The following is an 11,945-nucleotide window of genomic DNA, read 5'->3' as shown; positions in this document are numbered from 1 at the left end:
GGGCACGGCGGTAGCGTCCGGGCATGGAGTTCGACCGGCAACCCGTGCTCACCAGCGAGCTCGTCCGCCTCCGGCCGCTGCGGGCGGACGACGCGGACATCCTGCGCCGCATCGCCTCCGACCCGCTGCTGTGGGAGCAGCACCCCGCGAAGGACCGGACCGAGGAACCCGTGTTCCGAGCCTGGTTCGAGGACGCGATGTCGTCGGGGGGTGCCCTCGCGGCCGAGGACCGGTCCGACGGTGCCGTGTTCGGCACCTCCCGGTACGTCCTGCGCGGCACGGACGCGGTGGAGATCGGCTGGACGTTCCTGGCGCGGTCGCGCTGGGGCGGCACGTGGAACGGGGAGGTGAAACGGCTGATGCTCGGTCACGCGTTCGCTCACCTGCCGACGGTCCTGTTCACCGTCCACGCCGACAACCTCCGGTCGCAACGGTCCGTGGAGCGGCTCGGCGCCGTCCGCACGGGAACCCACGTCGACGCCCAGGGGCTGCAGCAGGTGACGTTCCGGCTCGACCGCGACACGACGGAGGTGGCCCGGTGATCGCCGCGCTGACGCTCCCCGTGGTCCTGCCCGTCCGGGACCGGGACGTCGTGCTGCGCCGCGCCGACGCGTCCGACCTCGCGGCGCTCGTCGCGCTCCTGGCCGACGACCCCGTCAGCGCCGCCCGCGGCGACCGCGCCGACGCCGACGACGAACCGCTCTACCGGGCGGCCCTGCTCGAGGTCGTCGCCGACCCGTCCAACGACCTCCTCGTGGCCGAGGTGGACGGCGACGTCGTCGGCACGTTCCAGCTCACCCGCATCCCCGGGATGGCGCGACGGGGTTCCGCACGCCTCCTCGTCGAGGCCGTCCGCGTGCGCAGCACCTTGCGCTCCAGCGGGATCGGGACCGCGCTCATGCGTTGGGTCACCGATGTGGCCGCGCCTGCGACGGGGTCCTCGCTCGTGCAGCTGACGTCCGACAACGCCCGCACCGACGCCCACCGGTTCTACGAGCGGCTGGGGTTCGCGGGGTCGCACCGGGGTTTCAAGTTCCCGGTGCCGACACGCCCGGCGTCCGGCTGAGCGCCAGCGACCCGAGCAGGGCGAGGGCCTGCTCCGACGCCGATCCGCGTTCGGCGTGGTAGACGACGAGGAGCTGCCCGTCGGTCCCGCCCACGGCCAGCTTCTCCCGGCGCAGTTCCAGCAGGCCCACCTCCGGGTGCTGAAGACGGGCCGTCCCCCCGGCCAGGTCGCGCACGTCGTGCCGCGCCCACAGCCGGGCGAACTCCGCACTGGCCAGGGAGAGCTGCCCGACGAGCCGTGCCACCCGCGGGTCGTCGGTCCCCGCCCCGACGGAGGCGCGGAACGCGGCGACCATCCCCGCGCGCGCCTGCTCGGGGTCGAGGACGAGTGCGCTCTCCCTCTCGTCGAGGAACACCGCGCGCAGCCGGTTCTGCCCGACGTGCAGCGAGGGCCACAGGGCCGTCGCGAGGGAGTTCGCGGCGAGGACCTCGAAGGCGCGGTCCTCGACGAAGGCCGGCAGGCCGAGCGCGTCGAGGAGCTGCCGCGTCCCGAGCGGGACGACGTCCCGCGGGCGTCGCCGCGGCGCCCGGTGGTCGGCGGCCACCAGGCTCAGCAGGTGGTCGGTACCGGCGGCGTCGAGCCGCAGGACCCGCGCGACGGCCTCCAGGACCTGCCGCGACGGGTTCCGGTCCCGGCCCTGTTCGAGCCGCAGGTAGTAGTCGGCGCTGATGCCCGCGAGCGTCGCCACCTCCTCGCGCCGCAGGCCCGGGGTCCGGCGCACTCCGGTCACCCGCACCCCGACGTCGCTGGGGTTGAGGAGTTCGCGCCGGGCGCGGAGGAACTCACCCAGGGGGTTCGTCGGCACACGGCCAGCCTAGGCGCGGATCCCGGGACCAGCCTGGTCCCCGCAGTCCCAGGAACGGCCCGGTGCTGCCTGGGGTCGGGGCCCACGGCGCACCCTGGCGGCATGACCACCACCCACGACACCTTCCGCGTCGGAGACCTGGACCTCACCCGCACCGGGTTCGGCGCCATGCAGCTCGCCGGCCCGGGCGTCTTCGGACCGCCGCGGGACCGGGACGAGGCCCTGGCCGTGCTGCGCGCCCTGCCGGACCTCGGCGTGAACCACGTGGACACGGCCGACTTCTACGGCCCGCACGTCGTCAACGAGCTGGTCCGCGAGGCGTTCGCACCCGCCGACGGCGTCCACGTCGTCACCAAGGTGGGAGCCGTGCGCGACGCCTCGGGCGCGTGGATCCCCGCGGCCTCGCCCGACCAGCTGGTCGCGCAGGTCCACGACAACCTGCGCACGCTGGGCGTCGACTCGCTCGAGGTGGTCAACCTGCGGGTCGGCGGCGGATCCGACGGCCACACGGCGGTGCCCGGGTCGATCGCCGAGCAGTTCGGTGCGCTCGCCGAGCTGCGCGAGCAGGGACTCGTGCGCCACCTCGGTCTCAGCACGGTCGACCTCGGCCAGCTGGAGGAGGCCGAGGCCATCGCGCCCGTCGTCTGCGTCCAGAACCTGTACAACCTCGCGCACCGCGAGGACGAGGAGGTGCTGCGGGCGACCCGGGAGCGCGGGATCGCCTACGTCCCCTACTTCCCGTTGGGCGGGTTCTCCCCGCTGCAGTCGCGGACGTTGTCCGACGTGGCCTCGGGACTGGGGCGTTCGGCGTTGTCGGTCGCCCTGGCCTGGCTGCTGCAGCGCTCCCCGAACGTCCTGCTCATCCCGGGCACCTCCTCCCTCGCACACCTGCGCGAGAACGTGGCCGGCGCGGCCGAAGCGTTGCCCGCGGAGGCGGTCGCGGCCCTCGACGCGGTGGGGGCCGCCGCGTCGGCCTGACGCCGGCGCGACGGTCAGACCGGCGACAGCCGGGTCCGGCCGTCGCGCCAGACCACGGTGGGTTGCACGAGCTCGTGGGCGCTCGCGGGCGCCCCGTCGACGGTCGGGGTCCGCAGCAGCCGCAGGACGGCGCCGGCGATGGTCTCGACCGGTTGCCGGACGCTGGACAGGCCGATGGCGTCGGCGACGGGGGTGTCGTCGAAACCCACGACCGGGATCCGCGAGTCGGTGGCCATGAGGGCCCCGAGCGCGAGGGAGTCGCTGGCGCAGACGATCCCGTCGACCTCGACGCCGTCGCGCAGCAGTCGCTGGACGACCTCCGTGGCCAGGGGCACGGAGTCCTCCGTCACCAGGTCGAGCGCGGCGAGGTCACGGGGGGCGAGGACCCCGGCCCCGGTCATGGCCTCGCGCCACCCGGCGCGTCGTTCGTTCCCCGTGCCGGACACGAGCGGCCAGCCGAGGAAGGCGACGGCCCGTGCCCCGCGCTCCAGCAGTCCGCGCGTGGCCTCCGCGGCCCCGGCGCGCCCGTCGACGTCCACCCACCGGCACGCCGGGTCGTCCAGGTCGCGACCCCACGGGCGGCCGAAGGTCACGAAGTCGGCGCCCTTGTCGGCCAGCCAGTCGATGCGGGGGTCGTTGAGCGTGGTCGAGGTGAGGACGAACGCGTCGACGTCGGCCCCGTCCATGAGCCGCTGGAACTGGCGGACCTCGTCGCGCTGGTCCGCGGCGGTGAACAGCGTGATCCGCAGGCCGAACGCGTCGGCCTGTTCCGTCAGCGCGTGGAGGAACCGGTCCAGGACCGCCCCGGAGATGCCGTTCTGCACTGGGTCCAACCGGACGCCGAGCGTGGAGCTCTTGCGGGTGCGCAACCGGCGGGCCGAGGCGTGCGGGCGGTACCCGAGCATCGCGATCGCGTGCTCGACGCGCTGCCGCGTCTCCGGCGCCACGATCTCGGGGCTGTTGAGGACGTTCGACACCGTCTGCCGGGACACCTTGGCCACGGCCGCCACGTCGACGACCGTCGGCAGTCGCGTGCCGACCCTGTCCGCCACGGTGCCCCCTCGGACGTCGTCCCCCGGTACCCGCCGGGTGCGGGCCCGCGCGGTCCTGAAGGGGACATCATGCCCGCCCGGCCGGCTCGGACCGTGCGTCGGTGTGGGACCGGTCCACCCCGCGTTGGAACGAGCGCACCGTGCCCTCCACGACGGAATCCCGGGCGTCGTGGCCCGTGTGCGGCTGTGCCGCTGCGGGTCAAGTCCCGTCTTGACGGTCGGGCGAGGGCTGACCTACCGTGCAGCCACGCCGCCTTTGATCGATCAAAGAGCGCCGACCGACTCGACGAGGAGATCGCGACCATGCAGCGACGCATCCAGCGCACGGTGACCATCGCCGCCCTGGTGTCCGTGGTGACCCTGACCGTGGGGGCCTGCGGCGGGTCGGGCTTCTCCGACTCCGGCGGCGCCGGCGGAACCGGTGCGGGCACCGACGGCGAGCTCACCAGCAGCAAGGACGGCCTCACGGTCCTGTTCGCCCCCTCCGGCGACGCCGAGACCGCGTCCGTGACCAGCGCGGTCGAGTCCTGGTCGAAGTCCTCCGGGGTGGGGACGACGGTGGTCCCCGCCACCCAGCTCAACCAGCAGCTGTCCCAGGGCTTCGCCTCCGGCAAGCCGGCCGACGTCTTCTACCTCTCGAGCGACGCCCTGGCCGGCTACGCCTCCAACGGTTCCCTGCTGGCCTACGGCGACCGGCTGCCGAACAAGGACGACTTCTACCCCGCGCTGGTGAAGTCGTTCACCTACGACGGCAAGTTCTACTGCGCCCCCAAGGACTTCTCCACGCTGCAGCTCGTCATCAACACGGACATGTGGAAGGCGGCCGGGCTCACCGACGCGGACGTGCCGACCACCTGGGACCAGCTGAAGACCGTCTCGCAGAAGCTGACGCGCGACGGTCACGTCGGGCTCAGCGTGTCGGGGGAGTACGCCCGGCTCGGCGCCTTCATGGTGCAGGCCGGCGGCAACCTCATGAACGCCGACAGCACCGAGGCGACGGCCGACTCCCAGGCCAACGTCCAGGCTCTGCAGTACGTCAAGGGCCTGCTCGACGGCGGCGAGCTGAAGTACGCCAAGGACCTCGGCGCCGGGTGGGGCGGGGAGGCGTTCGGCAAGGGCCTGGCGGCCATGACGATCGAGGGGAACTGGATCACCGGGGCCCTCAGCAAGGACTACCCGGGCGTGAAGTACCAGGTGGTCGAACTGCCCGCGGGACCGGCCGGCAAGGGGTCGCTGCAGTTCAGCAACTGCTGGGGCATCGCGGCCGACAGCCCGAACCAGGCCGCCGCCCTGAAGCTGGTCGAGCAGCTCACCTCGGCCGACAGCCAGCTGGCGTTCTCGAAGGCGTTCGGTCCCATGCCCTCGATCGGGTCGGCCGCCGAACAGTGGAAGACGGAGAACCCGCAGCTGGTCCCGTTCCTCGACGCCGTCGACTACGCCCAGGGCGTCCCCACGGCCAAGGGGTCCGCTGACGTGGTCACCGACCTCAACAGCAAGCTGGAGTCGCTCGCCACGGGCGACCCGCAGCAGATCCTGTCGCAGACGCAGACGAACCTCCAAGCGCTCACCGGCAAGTGAGAGCGACCGTCCCCACCTGACCGCTCCGGACGCGAGGACGACACCGCCATGTCGACGACCAGCACCACGACCGGCCCGGCCGGACCCGTCACGACGAGACCCCGCCGCTCGGCCGCGCGCAGCGGCGAGGCCGTCTCGGGGTGGTTGTTCACCGCCCCGGTCGTCGTCCTGCTCGGACTCTTCCTGGGCGTCCCCGTCCTCATGGCGCTGTGGGTCAGCGTGTCGGACTGGACGGGTCGGGGCAGCCCCTTCTCCGCCGGCGTGCACTTCGTCGGCGCTCGGAACTACAGCGAACTGCTGACGGGCGGCGGGCTGGCCACCCAGGACTTCGGCACGGCGCTGAAGAACAACGCCTGGTACGTGGTGGTCGTCGTCCCGGTGCAGACGGCGCTCTCCCTGGTGCTCGCGGTCCTCGTCAACCAGGCCGCCCTGCGCGGACGGGGCTTCTTCCGCACCGCCTTCTACTTCCCCTCGGTGACCAGTTCGGTGGCCATCACCGTCCTGTGGCTCTTCCTGTTCTCCGCCAGCGGTGCGGTCAACCAGGTCTTGGGGTGGGTGGGGATCAACGGTCCGAACTGGTTCAACGACCCCACGGGGGTCCTGCACGCCCTCCTGAAGGCGCTCGGGGTGCAGGACGGGCCGGCCGCCCTGACCGACCACCGCCTGCTGGGGGTCACCTGGTGGGACTGGCTCGGCGGGCCGTCGGTCGCGATGTCCGCGTTCATCGTCATGGCCGTCTTCACCACCAGCGGGACGTTCATGCTGCTGTTCGTCGCCGCCCTGCAGAACCTGTCCGGGGAGGTCACCGAGGCGGCGGTCATGGACGGCGCCAACGGGTGGCAGCGCTTCTGGCGCATCACCCTGCCGCAGCTGCGGCCCACCCTCTTCACCGTCCTGACCCTGGGGCTCATCGGCACCTGGCAGGTCTTCGACCAGATCTACACCGGGACCCAGGGCGCGCCCGGGAAGACGACGCTCACGCCGGCGTACCTGTCGTACCAGACCTCGTTCGTGAACCAGGAGTGGGGACAGGGCGCGGCCATCGCGTTCATCCTCTTCGTCATCATCGTCGTGCTCACCCTCTTCCAGCGCTGGCTGCTGCGCGAACGCTCCGAACGCCGACCCCGCCCCGTCCGCCGGGCCTCCGAGAGGGGAACGCGATGACCGCTCACGGCACGACCACGAAGGCTCCGCTGCGCACGCCCCCGCGTCCGGGCCGGCGACGCGGACCGCGGTCCACCAGCGGGGTCACCTACGTGGTGCTGGTGGTCCTGGCCGTCGTCTACGTCGCTCCGTTCCTCATCCAGGTCGCGACGTCGTTCAAGACCGACGCCGACGCAGCGACCAACGCCGTCTCCCTCGTCCCGCACCCGTTCAGCACGGCCGCCCTGCAGCGGCTCTTCGAGAACTCCGACTTCCCGCTGTGGTTCGCGAACTCGGCCGTCGTGACGCTGGTCGTCACCGTCGGCCGCGTGTTCTTCGCCTCCCTCGCCGGGTACGCCCTGGCCCGCCTGCGCTTCCCCGGTCGCGGCCTCGTCTACGCCGCCGTCGTGGGCGTCATGTCGGTCCCCGCCGTGGTCCTGCTGATCCCCAAGTTCCTCGTCATCAACCAGCTCGGCATCTACGACTCCTACGCGGGGATGGTCCTGCCCCTGCTGGTCGACGCGGCCGGTGTCTTCATCATGAAGAACTTCTTCGAGTCCATCCCCGCGAGCGTCGAGGAACAGGCCCGCATCGACGGCGCCGGAACCTTCCGGATCTTCTGGTCGATCGTCCTGCCGATGGCGCAGCCGGCGCTCGTCACCGTGACCATCCTGTCGTTCCAGGGGTCGTGGAACGAGTTGTCCCACTTCATCGTCTCCACCCAGAGCCCGGACCTCACCGTCCTGACCAAGGGCGTGGCCGGGCTGGCCAGCGGTCAGTTGTCGCAGGGAACCCAGTTCCCGCTCAAGCTGGCCGCCGCCGCCCTCATGACCATCCCCGTCGCCGTGCTGTTCTTCGTGTTCCAGCGCCGCATCATGAACTCCAGCGACGGTGCGGTGAAGGAGTGAGCCCCCACGCACCGGCCCGTCCACCCCGTCCCGCCCCGCAGGAGAACCCCGTGCCCGAGCCCACCGCCACCCCCGACCTCGAGCAGGCCCGGCAGCCGCTGCTGGCCGACGAGACCGTGGTCCTGCAGGCGCCCGTCCAGGCCTGGAGCTCCGCCGACGGCACCATGGGGTCCGCGGCGATCCACGGGGTCTGGGTGGGGGACGTCCGCGTCGTGCGGACCCTGTCCGTGCACGTCGCCGGCACCGCCGTCGAGACGATCTCCTCGGGCCTGCTCGACGCCCGCGAACTGCGCACCGAGGCGCTCCTGCGGGGTCTCGACGGTCGCGGCGCCGACCCGGACGTCCGGCTCGGTCTGCGGCGCCGCGTGAGCAGCACCGGCGTCCACGACGACCTCGTCCTCACGTCGCGCCGGGACCTCCCGGTGGACACGGTCGTCGAGGTCCGCCTCGGCGCCGACGCGTCCGCGATGGAACGGGTGAAGGCGGGGCTGCCGCCCCGGAGCGCCGACGGGGTCCGCGTCGAGGGGACCACCGTCCGGTGGAGCGGCGGCGGGGCCACCACCCGCCTCGACGCCCCCGGGGCCCGCGCCACGGCCGACGGTGCGCACGTCGTCCTGCGCTGGCCCGTGACCCTCGACCCCGGCAGTTCCCGGACGCTGTCGTGGACCCTCAGCACGCAGGTCGAGGGCGCCGTGGTCCGGGGGGTCGACGCCGAGGTCCCGTGGCGCACCCCGCCGACGCCGTCCGGAGACGACCGGCTCGACCGCTGGCTCGCGCGGGCCCTCGACGACCTGGGCGCCCTGCGGATGAGCACCGGTGGGCGCCCCGAGGACGTGTTCCTCGCGGCGGGTGCCCCGTGGTTCTTCACCCTCTTCGGCCGCGACTCCCTCTGGGCCGCCCGGTTCCTGCTCCCCCTCGACCACACCGTCGCGGCCGGGACCCTGCGCGTGCTGGCCGGGTTGCAGGGGTCCCGCTCGGTCCCCGACACCGCGGAACAACCCGGCAAGGTCATGCACGAACTGCGCCGGGAGACCCTGCACATCCCCGGTGAGGGCGTGAGCCTGGCGCCGCTGTACTACGGGACGATCGACGCCACCCCCCTGTGGATCTGCCTCCTGCACGACGCGTGGCGCGCCGGGATGCCCGAGGACGAGGTGCACGACCTCCTGCCGCACCTGCAGCGCGCCCTGGACTGGATGCGCGACCACGGTGACAGCGACGGCGACGGTTTCCTCGAGTACGTCGACGAGACCGGCCACGGCCTGGCCAACCAGGGGTGGAAGGACTCCGGGGACAGCGTGCAGTGGCGCGACGGCACGTTCGCCGAGGGGCCCATCGCCCTGTGCGAGGTGCAGGCCTACGCCTACGAGGCCGCCGTCCACGGCGCCGACCTGTTGCAGCACTTCGGACTCGACGGGGCGGACGGGTGGCGCCGGTGGGCCGCGCGGTTGCGCGAACGCTTCCGGGCCTCGTTCTGGGTCCACGACGAGCAGGGGGCGTACCCCGCGATCGCGCTGGACGCGGCGAAGCGTCCCGTGGACTCCCTCACGAGCAACACCGGTCACCTGCTCGGGACGGGACTCCTCGACCCCGAGGAGGAGGCGCTCGTCGCGGCCCGTCTCGTCGGACCGGAACTCGACAGCGGCTACGGCCTGCGGACGATGTCGACGGCCGACAGCGGGTACTGGCCGCTGAGCTACCACCGCGGCAGCGTCTGGACCCACGACACCGCCATCGCCGTCGCGGGTCTGCTCAAGGCCGGTCTGCCGGAGCACGCCGCGCAGCTGGCCGAGGGGTTGCTGCGCGCGGCCACCGCCTTCGGGTTCCGGGTTCCCGAACTGCACTCCGGCGACCCGGCCTCGGAGAACCCGTCCCCGGTGCCCTACCCGGCCGCCTGCCGGCCGCAGGCGTGGTCCGCCGCGGCCGTCGTCCCCGTCTGGAGCGCCCTGACCGCTGCCCGGTGAGGTGGCCACTCTCACAGCGCGAGCGGTGGCGGGCCGGGAGGCGCTGGAGGAGCTTGGACGCGTGAGCACTGCGACTGCCCATGACGTCCCGACCTCCCCGGACGCCGTCGCGACCTACGACGTGGTCGTCGTCGGCGGCGGCCCCGCAGGGATCTCGGCGGCGGTCCGCGCCGCCGAACTCGGCGCCCGCACGGCCCTCCTGGAGGGGTCGCGCACCGGCGGCACCTGCGTCAACACGGGGTGCGTGCCGACGCGCGTGCTGGCCAAGACGGCCCGGCTCGTGCGGGAGGTGCGGACCGCGGCGGAGTACGGCATCGCCGTCCCGCAGGAGAGCGTCGACTGGCCCGCGACGGTGGCGCGCGTGCGGGCCACCGTCGAGCGGGTGCAGGCCGCCAAGGGCGACGTGCAGCGGCTCGCCGACCTCGGTGTCGACCTCGTCCTGGAGGGGAACGCCCGGTTCGTCGACCCCCACACCCTGGAACTCGCCGCCACCGGCCGGCGGGTGCGCGGCGGCAGCGTCGTGCTCTGCGTGGGCGGTCGTTCGCGGCGGTTGCCGCTGCCGGGGGCGGAGTTCGCGACGTACCCCGAGACCGTGCTGGACCTGCCGTCCCTTCCCCGCCGCCTCGCGGTCGTGGGGGCGGGGAACACGGGCGCCCAGCTCGTCACGGTGTTCCGCGCGCTCGGCAGCGAGGTCCAGCTCCTCGACCTCGCACCCCGGGTCCTGCCGACGGCCGACCCCGACGTCTCCGCGGCCGTCCGGCAGGCCTTCGAGGAGCAGGGCGTGCGAGTCGCGACGGGCATCGACACCGTGCACTCCCTGTCCCGCCGCGGTGACGGGGCGATCGACCTCGCCTGGTCGCAGGACGGGACCCGCCGCGAGGAGGCGTTCGACGCCGTCGTCCTCGCGGTCGGCTGGCCGGCCGCGCTGGACGGGCTCGGCCTGGAGGCCGCCGGGATCGAGGTGGGCCGCTCCGCCATCACCGTCGACGACCACCTGCGCACCTCGGCGCCCCACGTGTTCGCCGCCGGCGACGCGAACGGGCAGTCGATGCTCGTGCAGGCCGCGCACGCCGAGGCGGAGGCCGCGGCCACCAACGCGGTCCTCGGCACCAGCCGACGGACCCCGCACCTGCTCCTGCCCTCGGGGGGTTTCACGGACCCGGACTACGCGGGCGTCGGCCTCACCGAGGAGGAGGCCAGGGCGCGGGACCCGCACTGCCTCGTGGTGACGGTGCCGTTCACGCAGGTGGAGCGCGCCGTCATCGACGACCGCACCCGGGGGTTCCTCAAGCTCGTCACCGACCGGCGGCGCGACGTCGTGCTCGGCGCGCACGCCGTGGGGGAGGAGGCCGTCGAGATCGTCCAGGCGGTGACGACGGCGATGGCCGCGGGCGTGGACGTCGCCACCCTCGCGCGCGTCGAGTTCGCCTACCCCACCTACAGCGCCGTCATCGGGGAGGCCGCGCGTCGGTTGCTGCGGACGGCCGCAGCAGGGCGGTGAGCACCCGGCGGCAGCGGACCGGGTCGATCGTGAGTCCGACGGCCTCGGCCCACAGCCAGTAGTCGACCGTCCGCGCGACCACCCAGTCCCGCGCCAGCGCCTCGTCGAGCTGCCCGGCCGCGCAGACACTCCTCAGGAATCCGGTGACGTCACGGGTCGCCGGGTGGTCGGCGAGGGTCCACAGCAGTTCGGGCAGCGCGCGCTCCGGCGACCCCGCCCGGGGTTTGGGGTCGATGGCCACCCACCGGCCGGGCGTGCCGGCCGCGGCGGGTCGCCACAGCACGTTGTCCGGGGTGAGGTCGGTGTGGACGAGGAGGTCGGACCCGTCGGCCTGCAAGCGGTCCGCGCACCGGACCGCCTCCTGCACCCACTCCGGCGGCACGGGGGTGCCCTGCCGTCGCTGCCGGTCCGCGACGGTGCGGGCGATGGCCCCGGCCTCCGCACGGGTGGTCGGCGTGCCGGGCGGGGCGGGGACGGCGAGTTCCCGCACGAGCCGCCCCGCGACCCCGCCCAGGTCCGCGGGGGCGCACCGCGACAACGGCCGGGACGCGTCGAGCCGTTCCAGCAGCAGGGCGTCCTCCCCGTCCTCGTCCCCCTCGTCCTCGTCGTCGGCGGCGGCCAGGAGGCGGACGGCGCCCCGGCCGTCCCACGTGCGCAGGGCGGTCACCTCGCCGCGTGCGTCGTCCAGCCGGTGCGAGAGCTTGAGGACGAGGGGCTCCCCGTCGCGCCGCACGGGCAGGACGAGGGCGAAGGCGCCGTGGGCGGGGGGAGTGCTCCCGTCGAGTTCCAGGGACCAGCGCTCGCACCGGGCGACGACACGGTCGGGCAGGTCCCGCACCCACCGCCGTCCGGCGTCGTCGGCCAGGACGGGACTGCGCTGCAGCCCGGCGGGGACCAGCGCGCGGGCGGTCGCGACGTCCACCGGCGCAGCCTGTCGCGCCGTGCGTGGA

At 73.7% G+C, this 11,945-nt stretch carries 11 protein-coding genes; 8 read left to right on the top strand and 3 right to left on the bottom strand.

The annotated features are described in order from the left end of the window. Nucleotides 1-23 precede the first annotated feature (23 nt). The gene (locus tag AB0637_RS17580) at nucleotides 24-542 is read left to right on the top strand and encodes a GNAT family N-acetyltransferase (RefSeq protein WP_366173863.1); all 519 of its coding nucleotides are present in this window, start codon (nucleotides 24-26) and stop codon (nucleotides 540-542) included. Further along, nucleotides 539-1,066 (top strand): GNAT family N-acetyltransferase, encoded by a 528-nt coding sequence (locus AB0637_RS17575; RefSeq protein ID WP_366173862.1) that lies wholly within the window; start codon nucleotides 539-541, stop codon nucleotides 1,064-1,066. The genes AB0637_RS17580 and AB0637_RS17575 overlap by 4 nt, the downstream gene beginning before the upstream one ends. On the opposite strand, the gene AB0637_RS17570 is transcribed toward AB0637_RS17575, so the two are convergent. Continuing rightward, nucleotides 1,029-1,871, bottom strand: a complete 843-nt coding sequence (locus tag AB0637_RS17570; RefSeq protein ID WP_366173861.1) for a helix-turn-helix transcriptional regulator — start codon at nucleotides 1,869-1,871, stop codon at nucleotides 1,029-1,031. The genes AB0637_RS17575 and AB0637_RS17570 overlap by 38 nt on opposite strands. A gap of 102 nt (nucleotides 1,872-1,973) precedes the next feature. Here AB0637_RS17570 and AB0637_RS17565 point away from each other — a divergent pair, with 102 nt between their 5' ends. Further along, nucleotides 1,974-2,849, top strand: a complete 876-nt coding sequence (locus AB0637_RS17565) for an oxidoreductase (protein ID WP_366173860.1) — start codon at nucleotides 1,974-1,976, stop codon at nucleotides 2,847-2,849. Between the two features lie 14 nt (nucleotides 2,850-2,863). On the opposite strand, the gene AB0637_RS17560 is transcribed toward AB0637_RS17565, so the two are convergent. Then, entirely contained in the window at nucleotides 2,864-3,901 is a 1,038-nt protein-coding gene (locus tag AB0637_RS17560) for a substrate-binding domain-containing protein (RefSeq protein ID WP_366173859.1), read from the bottom strand. Nucleotides 3,902-4,204: 303 nt separating this feature from the next. Here AB0637_RS17560 and AB0637_RS17555 point away from each other — a divergent pair, with 303 nt between their 5' ends. From AB0637_RS17555 to AB0637_RS17535, 5 genes are all read left to right on the top strand, one after another. After that, nucleotides 4,205-5,479, top strand: coding sequence for an extracellular solute-binding protein (locus AB0637_RS17555; RefSeq protein WP_366173857.1), 1,275 nt, complete (start codon nucleotides 4,205-4,207; stop codon nucleotides 5,477-5,479). Nucleotides 5,480-5,527: 48 nt separating this feature from the next. Next, nucleotides 5,528-6,643: a sugar ABC transporter permease gene (locus AB0637_RS17550; RefSeq protein WP_366173855.1), complete on the top strand. Its 1,116-nt coding sequence runs from the start codon at nucleotides 5,528-5,530 to the stop codon at nucleotides 6,641-6,643. Then, a complete protein-coding gene (locus tag AB0637_RS17545) occupies nucleotides 6,640-7,530 on the top strand; it encodes a carbohydrate ABC transporter permease (RefSeq protein ID WP_366173853.1) in 891 nt (296 codons plus the stop codon). Before AB0637_RS17550 ends, AB0637_RS17545 begins: the two co-directional genes overlap by 4 nt. 50 nt (nucleotides 7,531-7,580) lie before the next feature. Next, nucleotides 7,581-9,494, top strand: a complete 1,914-nt coding sequence (locus AB0637_RS17540; RefSeq protein WP_366173851.1) for a glycogen debranching N-terminal domain-containing protein — start codon at nucleotides 7,581-7,583, stop codon at nucleotides 9,492-9,494. Nucleotides 9,495-9,555: 61 nt separating this feature from the next. Next, entirely contained in the window at nucleotides 9,556-10,995 is a 1,440-nt protein-coding gene (locus AB0637_RS17535; protein WP_366173849.1) for an NAD(P)/FAD-dependent oxidoreductase, read from the top strand. Here the strand turns inward: AB0637_RS17535 and AB0637_RS17530 are convergent. After that, nucleotides 10,943-11,917: an aminoglycoside phosphotransferase family protein gene (locus tag AB0637_RS17530; protein ID WP_366173847.1), complete on the bottom strand. Its 975-nt coding sequence runs from the start codon at nucleotides 11,915-11,917 to the stop codon at nucleotides 10,943-10,945. The genes AB0637_RS17535 and AB0637_RS17530 overlap by 53 nt on opposite strands. Between the last annotated feature and the right edge of the window lie 28 nt (nucleotides 11,918-11,945).

The sequence above is a fragment of the Kineococcus sp. NPDC059986 genome (assembly GCF_040702905.1).
GTDB lineage: Bacteria > Actinomycetota > Actinomycetes > Actinomycetales > Kineococcaceae > Kineococcus.
This window is presented reverse-complemented; position numbering and strand designations above follow the sequence as displayed.

Coding starts and splice junctions, on each gene's coding strand:
- AB0637_RS17580 (WP_366173863.1), top strand. CDS start 24: ATGGAGTTCGACCGGCAACCCGTGCTCACCAGCGAGCTCGTCCGCCTC.
- AB0637_RS17565 (WP_366173860.1), top strand. CDS start 1,974: ATGACCACCACCCACGACACCTTCCGCGTCGGAGACCTGGACCTCACC.
- AB0637_RS17555 (WP_366173857.1), top strand. CDS start 4,205: ATGCAGCGACGCATCCAGCGCACGGTGACCATCGCCGCCCTGGTGTCC.
- AB0637_RS17550 (WP_366173855.1), top strand. CDS start 5,528: ATGTCGACGACCAGCACCACGACCGGCCCGGCCGGACCCGTCACGACG.
- AB0637_RS17545 (WP_366173853.1), top strand. CDS start 6,640: ATGACCGCTCACGGCACGACCACGAAGGCTCCGCTGCGCACGCCCCCG.